Raw genomic sequence first — 17,819 nt, 5'->3', positions numbered from 1 at the left:
AGGTAGCTTGAAGGGATATCAGAGAAAAAATAGATAATAAAACACTTTGCTTTGAGTTGGCATGATAGATCTAATTTGGTTGCTTATTAGAGTTACTTGTATCTTCTTGTTACGACTGTGGTCGCACATGAAGCAACTTAACTGATTGTCTGATATTAGAGTAATTAGTTTTAGGCGCCTCAGGTAAACAAGCAAGGGACGTGTAGAGTACAAAAACAGTTTCCGTTGTTTTTGCATCTAGTCAAATCTAGTTTGGCTGAGACAATGAATAACAAAAATGAAGGTATTGAGAAAAATATGAATGACCTCTATAACCAGCTGATCTCTGAGGGAGCTTTGGTTTTCATTGAGAATGGAAAGCTTAAGGCAAAGTCTTCAAAGGGACACTTAGATAAGGAAACGGTGCAGATTATTAAAGAAAACAAAGATGCACTGATGGAATTTTTGCAGCACAAAGATTCGGAGCTTTCCGTTCAAAAGATTAAGAAAAGGAACTCAGATAATATTGCGCAATTAGAGGTTTGTTCTTTTGCACAGCAACGGTTATGGTTTATGGACAAGCTTCAAGGCGGGTCAAGTGAATATAATATGCCGATGGCGCTTAGGGTCTCGGGTTCACTTGATTTGACGCTGGTAGAGCAGGTATTGAGTACCATTGTTGCACGACATGAAGTGTTGCGTAGTGTGTATGTCGAAGAAGATGGTCAAGTGAAGCAAAAGATAAAGCCTATGTCAGAGGTGGCGGTTGAGGTTGTGCAAGAAGAGGTTAGCCACCTATCAGGAGAGGCCCAGGCTCAGGCCATTGACGCTTTGTTAGAAGACGAATTTATGCGGCCGTTTGACCTAGCGTCAGACTTGATGGTGCGGGTGCACTACGTTCATACGTCACAGACAAGTGGGGTGTTGTTATTCAACATGCATCACATCGCCTCTGATGGCTGGTCGATGGAGGTGCTGAATAAAGAGTTTTTCCAGCTGTATGATGCATTAAGCCAAGGGAAGGAAATGCCACTGCCGGCTCTGGATATTCAATATGCGGACTATGCGCACTGGCAGCGGACATACTTAGAAGGCGAGGTTCTTGAGCAACAGTTGTCATACTGGGAAACCCAGTTATCAGAGCTGCCGGGTGTGCATAGTCTCCCTTTAAGTTACCCACGACCGGCGCAGAAGCAGTATAAAGGAGCAGAGGTTTTAGGTCGGCTACCAGCGGAGGTGGCGCAGCGGTTACAAGCGCTGGCGACTAGACATCAGCTTTCACCATTTATGCTCTTACACGGTGCGTTATCGCTGTTACTTGCCAGGCACAGTAATAGCGCGGACATCGTGATGGGTACTCCGGTCGCCAATAGAACACAGGCAGAGTTGAGTCCGCTTATCGGCTTTTTCGTGAATACATTGGTCTTACGTGCTGATACTGCACAGCCGGACTTAAGCAGTTACTTTAGGCATATCCGACAAGTACACATAGACGCCCAAGCGAACCAGGATGTGCCATTTGAGCAGTTGGTCGATAGGCTGAAGGTACATCGGAGTGCGGCCCATAGCCCATTGTTCCAAATTATGCTGACTACGGATACAGATTATGGGGTGCAAGGGGGTGATGAGACCATCACATTGCCAGGGGTTGAGTTGGCGCCTTATGCTAATGATGCGGTCCAAGCGAAGTTTGACTTAGAAGTGAACCTCAGCATGAGCGAGGCAGGTGTGGGGCTCACTTGGGCATACGATGTAAGTCTATTTAGTGAAGCGGCGATTATGCGGCTCAATGACCACTTATGCCGCTTGCTGACACAGCTCAGTGGCGTGACAAGTGCCGATATCGCGCCGCATGAGTTAACAATACTGTCAGAGCAAGAAGAGCAACATTTATTGCTGGGACTGAATCAGACGGTAATGCCCTATCCGAAGCAGCGCTGTATTCATGAGCTATTTGAACAACAGGCTGCGGAGGAGCCTGAGCGTGTTGCGGTGGTATTGGACGAGACGGTACTGAGCTATGGTGAGCTTAACGCCAGAGCAAACCAGGTGGCTCACTACTTACGGGAGCAATATCAGCTGAAGCCGGATACCTTGGTGGGGTTATGCGTTGAGCGCTCAGTGGAAATGGTTGTGGGGATCTTAGGAATACTCAAAGCCGGGGCGGCGTATGTGCCACTGGACCCGGGTTATCCAAGCGCGCGATTAGATTATATGGTGCAAGACGCGGCATTGGAGGTGGTACTGACGCAAGGAGCTGGCAAAGATGTCTTGACAGGTTTTAGTGGGGACATAGTAGCACTGGATGACACGGCACTCTTTGCCCAACAGAGCAGTGAGAACATCGACAAAGAACAGCTAGGGCTAACCGCAAATAACCTAGCGTATGTTATTTATACTTCAGGTTCGACAGGGCAGCCGAAAGGGGTGATGATAGAGCACCGAGCTTTGCTTAACTACCAGCTGCATACGCAACAGGCCTATGGTGTAACTGTATCGGATCGTATATTACAGTTTTCAAGTATCAGTTTTGATATTTTCGTAGAAGAGTTCTTTGGCGCTTTATGCCATGGAGCACAGCTAATATTAAGCTCCCCAGTTTGCAGACAAGGTTTGCAAGAGTTTGTGTCCTATTGTGAAAAGCACCATGTCACCATAGTGAGTTTACCAACAGCCTTTTGGGCGCAAATTGTCAGTGACAGTAAGGTATTTACCAATACAAGTATTCGGCTGGTTATTGTGGGGGGAGAAGCGCTTAGCACTGCTACGGTGACTGAGCACTATAAGAGCTTTCCAAATGAAGTGCTTTTAATGAACACTTACGGGCCAACAGAGTCCACAATAACAGCGACGACTTATCTGACCTCTCAACAGTGCGCTTTAGAGCAAAGTGTCGCAATTGGAAAAGCAAATATTAACAATCAGTTGTTAATTTTAGATGATAACCAGAACTTAGTACCAGATGGCGTACCTGGAGAGCTCTATATTGGTGGTGATGGCTTAGCCAGAGGATATTTAAATCGTCCAGAGCTAACAGCGGAGCGTTTCATCAATAATCCCTACTATAACCCTAATGAACCAGGTAGTTCTGCTCGTTTATATCGAACCGGAGACCTAGTTCGTCACCTAACTGATGCTAATCTAACCTTCTTGGGTCGAACGGATGAACAAGTAAAAATTCGAGGATTCAGAATAGAGCTAGGAGAAGTTGAAGCGCAGTTGGCGCAATTGGTGGGAGTTGACTCAGCAGTGGTGCAAGCAAAAGGAAGCGTTGGCAGCTTGCACTTAGTCGCGTACATTAAACCAGATGCTGCGCTCTCAAAAAGTGAGCGGTATAGCTTCATAGATAATATGAAAGTAAAGCTAAAGGAAGAGTTACCGGAATATATGGTACCCAGTACGATTATGACTGTTAGTGAGTGGCCGCTAACAGCAAATGGCAAGATAGATAAGAAATCGCTTCCTAAACCAGACGGTAATGTATTACTGGGTGAGTATGTAGCACCGCAGTCGGTTATTGAGCAAAACTTAGTGGATATGTGGTCAACCTTGTTAGAGATACCCGGCGATAAGATAAGCACAACAGCGAACTTTTTCGAATTGGGTGGGCATTCGCTCTTAAGTATTCGGTTAATAGCGGCATTGCGACAGCAATTTGATGTAGATCTGCCAGTACAGGCTGTATTTGATGCAGAAAGCTTAGCCGTGCTGGCGACATTGGTTGTATCAACCCAGAGGAGGAGTGCACGACCACCGCTGACAGCAATCGTACGCAGCGCTGAAACGCTCCCTGTTTCCTTTGCACAGCAGCGGTTATGGTTTATAGACAAGCTTCAAGGCGGGTCAAGTGAATATAATATGCCGATGGCGCTTAGGGTCTCGGGTTCACTTGATTTGACGCTGGTAGAGCAGGTATTGAGTACCATTGTTGCACGACACGAAGTGTTGCGTAGTGTGTATGTCGAAGAAGATGGTCAAGTGAAACAAAAGATAAAGCCTATGTCAGAGGTGGCGGTTGAGGTTGTGCAAGAAGAGGTTAGCCACCTATCAGGAGAGGCCCAGGCTCAGGCCATTGACGCTTTGTTAGAAGACGAATTTATGCGGCCGTTTGACCTAGCGTCAGACTTGATGGTGCGGGTGCACTACGTTCATACGTCACAGACAAGTGGGGTGTTGTTATTCAACATGCATCACATCGCCTCTGATGGCTGGTCGATGGAGGTGCTGAATAAAGAGTTTTTCCAGCTGTATGATGCATTAAGCCAAGGGAAGGAAATGCCACTGCCGGCTCTGGATATTCAATATGCGGACTATGCGCACTGGCAGCGGACATACTTAGAAGGCGAGGTTCTTGAGCAACAGTTGTCATACTGGGAAACCCAGTTATCAGAGCTGCCGGGTATGCATAGTCTCCCTTTAAGTTACCCACGACCGGCGCAGAAGCAGTATAAAGGAGCAGAGGTTTTAGGTCGGCTACCAGCGGAGGTGGCGCAGCGGTTACAAGCGCTGGCGACTAGACATCAGCTTTCACCATTTATGCTCTTACACGGTGCGTTATCGCTGTTACTTGCCAGGCACAGTAATAGCGCGGACATCGTGATGGGTACTCCGGTCGCCAATAGAACACAGGCAGAGTTGAGTCCGCTTATCGGCTTTTTCGTGAATACATTGGTCTTACGTGCTGATACTGCACAGCCGGACTTAAGCAGTTACTTTAGGCATATCCGACAAGTACACATAGACGCCCAAGCGAACCAGGATGTGCCATTTGAGCAGTTGGTCGATAGGCTGAAGGTACATCGGAGTGCGGCCCATAGCCCATTGTTCCAAATTATGCTGACTACGGATACAGATTATGGGGTGCAAGGGGGTGATGAGACCATCACATTGCCAGGGGTTGAGTTGGCGCCTTATGCTAATGATGCGGTCCAAGCGAAGTTTGACTTAGAAGTGAACCTCAGCATGAGCGAGGCAGGTGTGGGGCTCACTTGGGCATACGATGTAAGTCTATTTAGTGAAGCGGCGATTATGCGGCTCAATGACCACTTATGCCGCTTGCTGACACAGCTCAGTGGCGTGACAAGTGCCGATATCGCGCCGCATGAGTTAACAATACTGTCAGAGCAAGAAGAGCAACATTTATTGCTGGGACTGAATCAGACGGTAATGCCCTATCCGAAGCAGCGCTGTATTCATGAGCTATTTGAACAACAGGCTGCGGAGGAGCCTGAGCGTGTTGCGGTGGTATTGGACGAGACGGTACTGAGCTATGGTGAGCTTAACGCCAGAGCAAACCAGGTGGCTCACTACTTACGGGAGCAATATCAGCTGAAGCCGGATACCTTGGTGGGGTTATGCGTTGAGCGCTCAGTGGAAATGGTTGTGGGGATCTTAGGAATACTCAAAGCCGGGGCGGCGTATGTGCCACTGGACCCGGGTTATCCAAGCGCGCGATTAGATTATATGGTGCAAGACGCGGCATTGGAGGTGGTACTGACGCAAGGAGCTGGCAAAGATGTCTTGACAGGTTTTAGTGGGGACATAGTAGCACTGGATGACACGGCACTCTTTGCCCAACAGAGCAGTGAGAACATCGACAAAGAACAGCTAGGGCTAACCGCAAATAACCTAGCGTATGTTATTTATACTTCAGGTTCGACAGGGCAGCCGAAAGGGGTGATGATAGAGCACCGAGCTTTAATGAACTTTAAAGCGGGCTTCAATGCGCAGCTCGCACTCTGTGATGAAGGCTATAAAAATGGTTGGTTGTGGCTATCATCGTTTATTTTTGATGCTTCACTAAAAGGTATAGTGCTACTAAGTAAAGGTATTAAGTTGATCATACCAAATGCAGAGCAAGTTAAGTTACCTGCTGAGTTAGCGAAGATCGTGCGGGAACATAGGTTAAGCGTATTGAATGCTACACCCCAATTGCTAGATATGGTGATAAAAGAGCCGACTTTGCCTAGGGTTGACTTAATTTCCAGTGGTGAGGCAATGGGTGTTGCATTGCAGCACTTTATAGCATTTACAAAGCATCATGGTAGTGTACTCATTAATGGCTATGGTCCAACAGAAACGACAGTTAACTGTGCTTTCTCTGTTCTGTCAGAATATGAGGGCGAGGTCATTGGCCGAGCAACGGCTAATACTGTATTTTATATCTTAAATGAAGACCAACAGCTAGTACCAAAGGGTTGTGTGGGAGAGTTATTCGTGAGTGGCGACGGTTTAGCCAGAGGTTACTTAAATCGTCCAGAGCTAACCGCAGGTCGTTTCATCGATAACCCTTACCATGATCCAAGCGACTCCAATAGCGGCGCTCGTTTATACCGAACCGGGGATTTGGTGCGCTATTTAGATGATGGCAACCTTGAGTTTATCGGGCGGGCTGATGATCAGGTTAAGATCCGCGGGTTTAGGATCGAGCTGGGTGAAGTTGAAGCGCAGCTGGCACAACACAGTGAAGTGGATTCAGCCTTCGTACAAGCCATAACAGTGGCTGGGAATCCACAACTCGTGGGTTATATCAAGCCTACAAAAACACTGGAAGTCGACATGCATCATGATCTTATCAGTGCAGTGAAACAAAGTTTGGGGGAACGATTGCCAGAATATATGGTGCCAAGCTTCCTGATTGTTATCGCCCAGTGGCCGTTAACTGCGAATGGTAAGTTAGATAAAAAAGCGTTACCGAAAGCAGATGTCAAAATGCTACTTGGTGAATATGTAGCACCGAAAACTAGGCTAGAGCGGCTACTGGCAAAGATATGGTCAGAGTTGTTGCACATAGAAGAGGACAAAATTAGCAGAACGGCTAATTTCTTTGAGCTTGGTGGACACTCCTTATTGACAGTTAAGCTGGCGGCGGAGATCGAGCAACAATGCAAGATGAAAATCTCCTTAGATAAGCTTTTCAAAGCCGCAACAGTTGCAGCAATGGCGAGATTATGTGAGGGTCAAAGCGTGGTTAATTCATACCATGTAGTCAAGCCAATATCATCGATGCAAGGTAACAATGATAAACTGTTTATGATCCCGGGAGTTGCGAGTACTGAAAATGATTTTGCTTGGCTTGCTACTCAATTATCAGCTTATGGCTATCGTGCTTATGCCTGTCCACATAAAGGCTTACTGGATGGTGAGCAGCCCTATACATCGCTGACTGAAAATATTGTCGCTGTTGCACATGGTATTAACCAATATAGCGATGATCAAACACCCATTAAGCTTGTTGGACATTCGTTTGGTGGCTTACTTGCATTAGAAACTGCAAATGAGCTAGCTCGAACAGGACTGAATGTCGAGGTGATACTAATAGACTGTTACTTTGAGCAACACCTGCAGAAGCGCAAGGAGGTAAAGGCAAGTGTAATTGAGATGACAACTGACAAATCGCTTCCTAGTGATGTAGATGAAGTGTTTATACGGCAAATTCAAAAGCTGAATAAAATACAGAGCCAATGGTTCAGAGATTACCTTCCGAAGGTTGAACCAGAAGTAACGGTAAAAAGTATTTATGCGACCCAGTCAGGATATTGTGTGGATACTTACCACAGTTATTTTCAGCAGTTCCACACAAAGCAGGTCAGTCAAGCGAGTATTGATGCGGCTCATATGGAAATATTGAAATCTGAGAGTTTAGTAGAGCAGCTAAACACATACCTTATGTAGTAGTTGTCATTGTTCAGTACATTGGGGGGGTAAGCTATTGCCTCCTCTTCTTGTTAAAGCTTAAACACCAGCCGTCAATGTTGACGGAAAGAGCAAAGAAAGTTGGTTTATTATGAAGGTTAAATATATACAATCCGCTGCTTTCCCAGCGATGATCATACTTGTTTCAGTTGCTGTACTATTCGTTATGAGTGCATTTAGTGCCAACAGTGAAGTGCCGACACTGAAAGTGAAAGTGGATCACATCACTACGCTGCCAATTGAGCAGACAAATCACACCGTGAACTTCAAAATGTATGGGGAGTTACAGCCAATTGAAATAACTAACTTATCCACCCGGGTTTCGGGAAACGTAGAGTATTGGTCAGAAAAACTTAGCAAAGGAACCGTAGTAAAAAAAGGTGAAATACTTTACAAGATAGAGGATAGCCAATATCAAGCTGAACTTAAAAATGCAGAGGCTGAATTACTCAATGTGAAAGCTAAACTTGAGCAAGAGCTTGGTATGGGAAAGGTCGCGCAAATTGAGTTAGATAGAATGAACTCTGATCAAGAGAACCGTTTATTTCTGAGAAAACCGCAAATAAAGAGTGCTTATGCCGCGGTAAGATCGGCTGAAGCAAAAGTGTCCTCTGCCAAAAAAAAGCTGGAATATACTGTGGGGGTTGCACCATTTGATGCATTGGTGGTTGAGAAGTCCATTGGTACTGGACAGTTTGTAAATCAGGGAGCAAATATTGCTGTCTTATACAATATTGGAGGCGCTAAGGTTGAACTACCGGTTGCTCGGTTTGACAATCAATACCTTCCTTCAAACCTCAAAGGAACTGAGGTTGTGATCCGATTACCTGACTCCGATTACGAAGGGGCTGGTAAATTAATTAGGAGAGTTCAACTAGTTGATCGACAAACAAGAGCTTACAAAGTGGTTGCACGGGTTACTGGACTATTAGATGCTAATAGTGGTAACTCGTTTTTACAGTTCGGTGACTTTGTGGAAGTAGAGTTTTCAGGGAGGACACTAGAAAAAATATATAAAGTGCCGGAAGAGCTCATTGAAAACGGCCGTGTCTGGGTGGTAAATGGAGGGCAGTTAGCACAGAGAAAAGTGGCTGTGTTAAGAAATGAAAATGGCTTCGCAATTATCAATAGTGGTATCCATTCTAGTGATAAAATAGTCGACACATTACCTGAGTACCCATACAAAGGGATGCCGGTGAAAGTTGTGTCCTCAAATTTAGCAAGGCTTTGAGGTACACATGATGGAAAAAGTAAATCTTGAACCTGGCATCATAAATTTCTTTATCAAGAACCCTGTGGCTGCTAACCTCCTCATGGCATTTATCATCATCTTGGGTGCAATATCTTACCAAGCAACGCACAAACAAATTTTTCCCGCGCTCGATGTTGACACCATTGCGATTAACGTGACCCAATTCGGTGCTTCGGCAAAAGAAATTGAAGAGAATGTCATTAGCAAGATTGAGCACAGCTTAATGGGATTGCCAGAGGTTAAGCGGATGCGTTCTTGGTCTAGAGAAAGCTCCGGTGAACTCTTGCTGGAATTACAAAAAAGTGCAGAGCCGGAAAGTGTGTTGGACAAAGTGAAACTTGCAGTTGATGCAACCCCCAGCTTTCCTGCAGATCTGGAGCCTATTGTCATAAACCTCAGAGAGCACTTACAACCTGTAATTCGACTGGCCTTAGTGCATAGTGAGGATGACAACATTCTGCGTCGCTACGCTCTGGAAGTTAAACAAGAGTTATTAAATTTAAAGAATGTGGCGATAGTAAATGATAACTTATCTTTAGCTGAGGTTGCGATTGAAGTAAGCCCCATTGCTTTGCAAATGTACCATTTAACAATGGATGATATCCGTTTGGAGTTGCAAAAATACTCCAATAACTTGAGTGTTGGGGCGGTAAGAACAGAGTCAGGAGTCATACCGCTTCGTGTTGAAAATCAAGCATATAAGGAGAGTGAGTTTGCGCAGATCCCCATAAAGACATTTGAATCCGGGTTGCAGATAAAGCTTCAAGATATTGCTACCATCCAAAAAAGAGCTGTAGAAGGAACTCATGTATTCTCATTTTCAGATAAACCGGCAGTCTCATTTGATGTTGTGGCAGCAGAATACCAGGATGCCGTTGCGGTAGTTGATTCAGTTAATAAGTATGTAAAGTTTAAAAATCAGCACTTACCCCACAAGCTGAGCTTGGAAGTTATTATTGATGGCACTGCATACTTAGATGAGAGGCTATCAATGATGGAAAATAATCTAATCCAAGGTGCCATTTTAGTATTGCTGGTTCTGTCACTATTTCTAAGCATTAGACTAGCACTTTGGGTTGTGGTTGGTTTGCCGGTTTGCTTTCTTGGTGCCGCACTAGTGATGCCTGTATTTGATGTCACTATAAATTTAGTATCGCTTTTTGCTTTCATCATGGTATTGGGGCTAATTGTCGATGACGCTATTGTTGTTGGGGAAAGCGTATATGGTCATACAACTTTTTTGGGGCATAGCAAACAAGCCGTCGCTTTAGGAGTAAAAAAAGTGGCTAAGCCGGCGGTTTTTGGGGTACTAACTACTATTGCGGTGTTTTTTCCTTTTGTTTTTAGTAATGGTTCACAGAGTGAGTTGTTTAAGGGGATCTCGGTTATTGTAATATTTTGTCTTGTCTTTAGTATTATTGAGTCCAAGCTCATTTTACCCTCTCACTTGGCTGGATTGCCCCCTAAAAAGGCAAAAAAAAGCGGCTTTAAATATCAACTTAACTGCGCTATTAGCAACTTTAGTCGTGGTTGGCTGGCTAATAAGGTTATGTGGAGTTTGCAGCACAAGTGGAGTATGTTATTGCTGTTTATATCGATATTTGTGCTCTCTGTATCATTGATACAATTTGGTTATGTGAAGTCTGTACCAGATCCAATGGTTCCCATTGATCAGCCCGAAGTGACATTGGAGCTAAACGATAATGCTTCTACTGATATCGTTGAGCAAGCTGCTAAAGCATTTCAAGCAATGTTAAAAGCTGAAGAGCAAAAAACAATTGCCAAGTTTGGTCGAGGCATGATCCAAGATATCCTGATTGAAAGTGTGGGGCAAACTGAACTCAAATTTACTATCATTCTAGTTGATGAAGAACGCAGGCCCTATGACACGTTTGAACTTTCTAGGCGTTGGCGAGAGAATATTCCGGATATTGTCGCGCTGAAAGCGATAAGAATTAAGGATGATGTTTTAGGCCAGAATAACTTATATGGTGACTTTGGTTATTTCCTTTATAGTGACAATATAGGTGACCTAAACGCAGCGGCAAAATTATTCGCTGCTGAGTTAAAGCAGCAAAGCGGGCTTTATGAGGTTGGCTCAACGATATCTGTTGGACGAAAAGAGCTACTGATGGAGCTAAAACCTTTAGCCCGGAAACTGAACTTGACGCTTGCGGAGGTGGCACGACAATTACATCAAACTCACTCCGGCGCGGAAGCGGATCGCTTCAGTTATTTGGGCGAAGAAATCAGAGTAATGGTCCGATACCCTCAGTCCAGCCGTGCTAGCATCAGTGAGCTACAATACGTACGGATAAAGTTAGGCTCAGGTGAGGAAGTTTTCTTGGGAGATGTTGTTAACTTTAAAGAGTCGCAGGCGGTGACGACCCTGCGCAGAGAAGCAGGTAAGCGTAGCTTGTACGTATTTGCTTCAATTGATCACCAACAAGTGAATGGCGCTCGAGTTATGGAGCATGTAAAGTCCGAACTGCTACCCAAAGTAAAAGCTAAGTATCCATCAGTCACAACTGATCTAGGTGGAAAAGTGAAAGAGGTTAGCAGTGAAAAGGATCAAATGTTAACTTTCTTTGTTGCCTCTTTGCTGGCTGTATATATTTTACTGGCGATCCCTTTGAAAAGTTACTTCCAACCACTACTGATCATGTCCGTCATTCCTTTTTGTATTGTCGGTGCAATATGGGGACACTGGATATTTGCGGAGGATTTTAGTTTAGTTTCCATTTTTGGTCTGATCGCGGCTGCTGGAGTTGTTGTGAATGACAGCCTTATTTTAGTGGACAGAATAAATGAGAAAATGAACGGCAACCTTGCCATCGAGGAGTGTATTAAGCAGGCGGTACATGAAAGGTTTAGAGCCATTTTACTAACGTCACTCACAACCTTTTTGGGGTTGTTACCTATTATGTTTGAAACAAGCTTACAAGCGAAGTTTGTTTCTCCAATGGCAATTTCACTTGGCTTTGCTGTATTGGTATCGACATTAGTAACACTATTTTTAGTCCCCATATTGTATGTTATTGGGCTGAGAGTGAAACCGAGAATCAGCGGCTTGAGCCCACTGAAGAGGTATCAACATATTCTTGCAGTCAAAGAGTAATCGATATAATAGTGCAGATGATATACATTGGAATATTGTCTGCACCTGGTACCTAATAGTGTAATCGCCTCATTCCTCATAGATTCAAGCGTCAGAAAGTCACTTCATGCTACTTGTCTAATGTAGAGTTGGGTGAGTTGAATATGGCGGGTTATAAGCAGAATGACGGTCTAGGGGTTGCGGTAAAATCGCCGACAATCGCCTGATTACTTGGCACCACTATTTCTCTCTGTTAACTCTTATATTTCATTCGCAATCCCGTTACAATGTTGCTCAAATTGTACTAAGTAAGTACTTATTGTCTGCTACATTGCGTTTGGTATTTCAGTGTACAATGAAGTGACTGAATTAAAGACAAGAGTGTTGAACAGTACGTTTGTTTTCAACACAAGAAAAAGGATCCTGTGTTCATGCCATTAAATACAATCATCTTAGCTGCAGGTAAAGGTACTCGCATGCGCTCGCAACTGCCTAAGGTATTGCATCCAATAGCCGGTAAGCCGATGGTGCAGCATGTAATCGATAATGCCATCTCATTAGGTGCAAAAAAAACTAATCTAGTTTATGGCCATGGTGCCGAGAAATTACAAGCTACGCTTGCAGATAATCAAGTGAACTGGGTGCACCAAGCCGAGCAGCTCGGTACAGGTCATGCCGTGGCAGTTGCAAAAGAGCATATTGCTGATGATGACAAAGTACTGATTCTATACGGTGATGTGCCACTGACTAAGCAAAGCACCTTGCAACGTTTACTGGATGTCACTCCTGATAATGGCCTGGCGGTATTAACGGTCGATTTGCCTAACCCAACGGGGTATGGCCGCATGCTAAGAGAAAATGGCAAACTGGTGGGCATTATTGAACAAAAAGATGCTACGCCAGAGCAGTTGGCAATCACAGAAATTAATACTGGGATCATGGCGGCCAATGGTGGCCTATTGAAAAAGTGGTTGGGACAGTTATCGAATGACAATGCTCAGGGCGAGTATTACCTGACCGATATTGTTGCTATGGCACATGCTGAGGGGATAGAAATCACTTCAGCACAACCTGATCATGCCATGGAAGTTGAAGGGGCGAACAATCGTGTGCAATTAGCAGCCCTAGAGCGTGCTTACCAAACCTGGCAAGCCGAAGAGTTAATGATTAATGGCGCCAGCCTTGCCGACCCTGCGCGAGTGGATGTTCGCGGTAAAATAGTTACTGGGCAAGATGTTCAAATTGATGTCAACGTGGTGTTTGAAGGCCAAGTTGAGATTGGTAATGACGTTGTGATTGGCCCTAACTGCGTGTTGAAAAACTGTAAAATCGGTGATGGTGTGGTGGTTAAAGCTAATACCATGATTGAAGATGCTCAAGTTGCCGATAAATGTACTCTTGGGCCATTTGCCCGTTTACGTCCTGGCGCTGTAATGGAAGAAGACTCCCATGTTGGCAATTTCGTCGAAATGAAAAAGTCACGCTTAGGCAAAGGCTCAAAAGCCAATCATTTAACCTATTTAGGTGATGCGGAAGTGGGTGAAAAAGTGAATATTGGTGCTGGCACCATCACCTGTAACTACGACGGTGTTAACAAATCAAAAACCATCATTGGCGATAACGCCTTTATAGGCTCTAACTCGTCTTTGGTGGCACCGATTGAAATCGGCTCTACCGCAACCATAGGTGCAGGCTCTGTGATCACGGCAACGGTTAAAAATGAGCAGTTGGCGGTAGCCCGCGGTAAACAACGCAATCTTGATGGTTGGCAGAGACCAAAGAAAAAATAAATATACATAAGGGCGCTAATAAGCGCCCAAGTATTACAGGCTTATATTTATTAAAGCGCTGTTATTTCACTGTGCGGCATTGGATCTGTGGTGTATGAATGCAAACTTGAGTACCAGGGCTTGCTCCACCAACTAGTGGTGTAGCGTTTTGCTCCAATGTTTTTCCTTCAAAAGAAAGGTTTTTAAGCTGCTTTTTTTGTAGTGCTAACTTTTTCATAGTTAATATCCTTTTGCTTTGTTGTTAACTGGTTACGAAGTTAATATAACAGGGAGTGTTTTGTCAACATATTCGCTACAAAAGTATTAGCGAAATGTATGCCATTTTACCGCGTTTCTTTCTGTAGCTACTCATGGTACATTGTTCATCCAATAAAAAAATTAACAACAATATTACTCAGTAAGTGCTATGGAAAACTTATTTCGCCGCGAGGTGCTAGAGCATAAACAGCACCGGCTTGAAGGCACGATCAGCTTAATTCAACCTCCCGTATTTAAAGTACTCGGCTTGCTTATCTTAGTGGTTGTTATTTTAAGCCTAGTATTTTTGTCTGCTGGCAGTTATACCCGAAAAGAAAGAGTCTCAGGTGTCATTGAACCCAGTGGTGGCCTGTTACGTGTGGCGTCAGGACAGCAGGGCGTTATATCAGAGGTATTAGTAAAAGAAGGGGAGCAGGTTGAGCTTGGGCAGCCGCTGTTGAGAATTGCCTCGGCCAAGCACAGTACAGAAGCCACCGAACTCAACCAGGCACTATTAAATCAATATCGCTTTCAACAACGTAACCTAGCACAACAAATCGAGCAGCTGCGTAGTCAGCATAAATTAGATTTGCAAGAGCTTCAGCGCCAAAGAGACACTGCCAAGGCGAAAATAACCGAACTGGCAAGCCAAGCCAGTACTTTCCAACAACGTTTATTGCTTAATCAAGACTTGGTCTCACAAATTGCGACGCTGAAAGGCACAGGCTACATCTCGGAGTTGGAGTTACAGCGGCAAAAAGATACCTTACTGTCGCTTGAGCAACAATCCTCAGCGATCCGCTCCGAGCGTATTGCCCTAGAGGCGCAACTCGAAAACATTAAAAATCAGTTGGCTAAACTGCCTATTGAGCAACAAAACCGTATTTCACAACTGCAATCGCAACAAGCGGATTTGATGATCCAAATCTCGTCTATAGAGCAGCAACGCTTAGGTGAGGTGCGCGCGACACAAAGTGGTGTGGTGACAGGCCTGTTGGCAAAAGTGGGTAAGAATGTCGCCCCTGGACAGCACCTATTAACCCTCATACCACAAAACAGTTCAATGCAAGCTGTGGTGTATATTCCGACATCTGCCTTTGGTTTTATTAAAGAAGGTCAATCAACCAAGCTGCGCTATCATGCGTTTCCCTATGAAAAGTTTGGTATTTATGAAGGGCAAATTATTGAGCTAAGCAATAGTGTGATCCTTCCTGAAGAGACCAGTATGCCCGGTATAATCCAGGAGCCTGCCTACCGTGTGGTTGTCGCTCTAGCACAGCAAACAGTAAAAGCGTATGGCAAAGACACGGCGCTGCGAGCTGGCATGACGCTGGACGCTGATATTGTAGTAGAAGAGCGCTCATTATTACGTTGGTTATTTGATCCTGTATTCAGTATTAAGGGACAGCTATGAGCGCGGTATTAAAGCCAACTCAGCGGTTATGTCATAACCGTGTTGTGACAAAGAAGAAGTAAAAGGGTCGCTATGGAAATGGAACACGAAGGCACCGCGAGCAAGTTAGAGTTCTGGTCGCGCAAATCACTGCCAGTGATTATTCAATCGGAAGCCGCTGAATGTGGTCTAGCCAGTCTCGCCATGGTTGCAGGTTACCATGGTTATCATACTGATCTCACCCGCTTGCGACAGCGTTTCAGCATTTCAATTGAAGGCTGCACATTGCTCGATATTATGCATTTTGCTGAAAAGCTCAATTTAACCACTCGGCCTTTGAGAATTGAGCTCGACGATCTGGATGCGCTGCAAACACCGGCTATTTTGCATTGGGATATGAACCATTTTGTGGTGCTTAAAAAAGCCAATGCTAAGCGCATCGTGATCCATGACCCCGCTGGTGGTGAAAAAACCTTCTCTATAGAGGAGGCATCAAAGCATTTTACTGGCGTGGCATTGGAGCTCACGCCGACAAAAGACTTTGAAAAAGAAGAGAAAAAGCCAACGCTTAGGTTTTCAGATTTCTGGAGTCGCATCACCGGCCTTAAACGCTCCTTATTACTGATATTTACCCTATCAATTTTATTGCAAGTTTTTACCCTCGCCGCACCTTATTACATTCAATTGGTGATCGATGATGTCATCTTGACCGGAGATACCTCGTTACTCACGGTACTGGCTGTTGGATTTTTTATGGTGTTGGTGTTTGAAATCGCCACTAATGCGCTGCGTGGCTTTACCTTGCTGCACTTTGGTAACCAAATGAATATTCAATTAGGGGCGAACCTTTTTCATCACTTAGTGCGCTTGCCTATCAGTTACTTTGAAAAGCGCCATATGGGGGATGTGGTTTCCCGCTTTGGCTCGTTACAACAGGTTAAGCAATTACTGACCACAGGAGTGATAGAGGCCATCATTGATGGCTTAATGGCGATTATCACCTTAGCCATGATTTTTTTCTACAGCCCTATGCTATCAGTGGTGGTGCTTGTTGCGGTGATTGCTTATGCCATTATCCGAGTCTTAATGTACAAGCCGTTTCGCAATATTAGTGAGCAAGAGATCATGGCGCGGGCAGAAGAAAACTCTAACTTTATGGAAACGGTACGCGGCATTCAAACCATTAAGTTATTTGGCTCTGAAGTGAAGCGCGAAGGGCAGTGGCAAAACCGCTATGCCAACGCCATTAACCATAATATTCGTCTGGGGAACTTTAATATTGGCTATGACGCTATTAATCGCGCCTTATTTGGCATTGAAAATATTATTGTGGTGTATTTGGCGGCACACTTAGTCATTGCCGGTGGCTTTAGTACCGGCATGCTATTCGCGTTTATGTCTTATAAGCGCCAATTTATGGACAAAACCGCAAACCTTATCGAAAAGCTCATTGAGTTTAAGATGCTGGGTTTACACTTTGATCGTATTGCCGACATTGCCCTCACGGATAAAGAAGAGCTACAGCCGGATAAATACCGCAAGCTTAACATTGACGGCAAAATAACCGTGAAGAACGTTTCCTTTGCTTATTCAGACGCGACGCCCAATGTCATTGATAAACTCAATTTACAAGTCGAAGCCGGTGAGTCGGTTGCCATTACTGGGCCTTCTGGGTGTGGCAAATCAACCTTGCTGAAACTGATGCTAGGATTAAACCAACCCTCCAGCGGTGAAATACTGATTGATGGTGTACCGCTAAGCCAAATTGGCGCACGGCAATATCGCCAGCAAATCGCGGCGGTGATGCAAGATGATGAGTTGCTCTCTGGTACAGTGGCCGACAACATCGCCTTTTTTGACAGTCCAATCAATATGGAAAAAGTGGTGCACTGCGCCCAACTGGCCGCCATCCATGATGATATAAGTGACATGCCTATGGGCTATGACAGCTTAATAGGCGATATGGGGTCGAGCCTATCTGGCGGACAAAAACAGCGTATTATTTTAGCTCGAGCCCTGTATAAGGACCCGAAAATATTATTTATGGATGAGGCAACCAGCCACCTCGATACTGGCCTTGAAGAAGACATTAATGAAGCGGTATCACGGTTAAAGATCACTCGGGTGATCATCGCTCACCGCAAAGAAACCATAGCCTCGGCAGATAGAGAAATAAAACTCAAGAAGCCAGAGCTTCATGAGAAAGATGAGCAAACCTCAACATCGGAGTCTCAATAGGTGAAGCGAATAATGGCGTGACCAAAAAGCTGGTTATTATCGTTAGACCAACATATCGGCTCTGTCCTGATTAGGTTTAGAGTGCCGTTATGTTGCTTTATTGTTTCTATAGTTTGAATTTTATTTGCCAAAAGGTTA

The 17,819-nt window shown here is 44.7% G+C and carries 7 protein-coding genes; 6 read left to right on the top strand and 1 reads right to left on the bottom strand.

Annotated features, from left to right (window positions below):
- Positions 1-264: 264 nt before the first annotated feature.
- From R3P39_RS13400 to glmU, 4 genes are all read left to right on the top strand, one after another.
- Positions 265-7,653, top strand: a complete 7,389-nt coding sequence (locus tag R3P39_RS13400) for an amino acid adenylation domain-containing protein (RefSeq protein WP_336568057.1) — start codon at positions 265-267, stop codon at positions 7,651-7,653.
- Between the two features lie 112 nt (positions 7,654-7,765).
- Entirely contained in the window at positions 7,766-8,905 is a 1,140-nt protein-coding gene (locus R3P39_RS13395) for an efflux RND transporter periplasmic adaptor subunit (protein ID WP_336568056.1), read from the top strand.
- A gap of 7 nt (positions 8,906-8,912) precedes the next feature.
- On the top strand, positions 8,913-12,044 hold the full coding sequence (locus tag R3P39_RS13390; RefSeq protein ID WP_336568055.1) for an efflux RND transporter permease subunit: 3,132 nt from the start codon (positions 8,913-8,915) through the stop codon (positions 12,042-12,044).
- Between the two features lie 410 nt (positions 12,045-12,454).
- Positions 12,455-13,813, top strand: coding sequence for a bifunctional UDP-N-acetylglucosamine diphosphorylase/glucosamine-1-phosphate N-acetyltransferase GlmU (gene glmU / locus R3P39_RS13385; protein WP_336568054.1), 1,359 nt, complete (start codon positions 12,455-12,457; stop codon positions 13,811-13,813).
- Positions 13,814-13,874: 61 nt separating this feature from the next.
- Here the strand turns inward: glmU and R3P39_RS13380 are convergent, their stop codons facing one another.
- Positions 13,875-14,030, bottom strand: coding sequence for a hypothetical protein (locus R3P39_RS13380; RefSeq protein WP_336568053.1), 156 nt, complete (start codon positions 14,028-14,030; stop codon positions 13,875-13,877).
- Positions 14,031-14,219: 189 nt separating this feature from the next.
- Here R3P39_RS13380 and R3P39_RS13375 point away from each other — a divergent pair, with 189 nt between their 5' ends.
- Positions 14,220-15,464 carry an HlyD family efflux transporter periplasmic adaptor subunit gene (locus R3P39_RS13375; RefSeq protein ID WP_336568052.1) on the top strand — a complete coding sequence of 415 codons (1,245 nt, stop codon included), beginning with the start codon at positions 14,220-14,222 and terminating at the stop codon, positions 15,462-15,464.
- 72 nt (positions 15,465-15,536) lie between these two features.
- The gene (locus R3P39_RS13370) at positions 15,537-17,681 is read left to right on the top strand and encodes a peptidase domain-containing ABC transporter (protein ID WP_336568051.1); all 2,145 of its coding nucleotides are present in this window, start codon (positions 15,537-15,539) and stop codon (positions 17,679-17,681) included.
- Positions 17,682-17,819: the final 138 nt, after the last annotated feature.

Origin of the sequence: Pseudoalteromonas sp. UG3-2 (assembly GCF_037120705.1) — a bacterium.
Classification (GTDB): Bacteria; Pseudomonadota; Gammaproteobacteria; order Enterobacterales; family Alteromonadaceae; genus Pseudoalteromonas.
The sequence above is the reverse complement of the archived record's forward strand: the minus strand, read 5'-3'. Positions and strand labels throughout refer to the sequence as shown.

Coding starts and splice junctions, on each gene's coding strand:
- R3P39_RS13370 (WP_336568051.1), top strand. CDS start 15,537: ATGGAAATGGAACACGAAGGCACCGCGAGCAAGTTAGAGTTCTGGTCG.
- R3P39_RS13395 (WP_336568056.1), top strand. CDS start 7,766: ATGAAGGTTAAATATATACAATCCGCTGCTTTCCCAGCGATGATCATA.
- R3P39_RS13380 (WP_336568053.1), bottom strand. CDS start 14,030: ATGAAAAAGTTAGCACTACAAAAAAAGCAGCTTAAAAACCTTTCTTTT.
- R3P39_RS13400 (WP_336568057.1), top strand. CDS start 265: ATGAATAACAAAAATGAAGGTATTGAGAAAAATATGAATGACCTCTAT.
- R3P39_RS13375 (WP_336568052.1), top strand. CDS start 14,220: ATGGAAAACTTATTTCGCCGCGAGGTGCTAGAGCATAAACAGCACCGG.
- glmU (WP_336568054.1), top strand. CDS start 12,455: ATGCCATTAAATACAATCATCTTAGCTGCAGGTAAAGGTACTCGCATG.
- R3P39_RS13390 (WP_336568055.1), top strand. CDS start 8,913: ATGATGGAAAAAGTAAATCTTGAACCTGGCATCATAAATTTCTTTATC.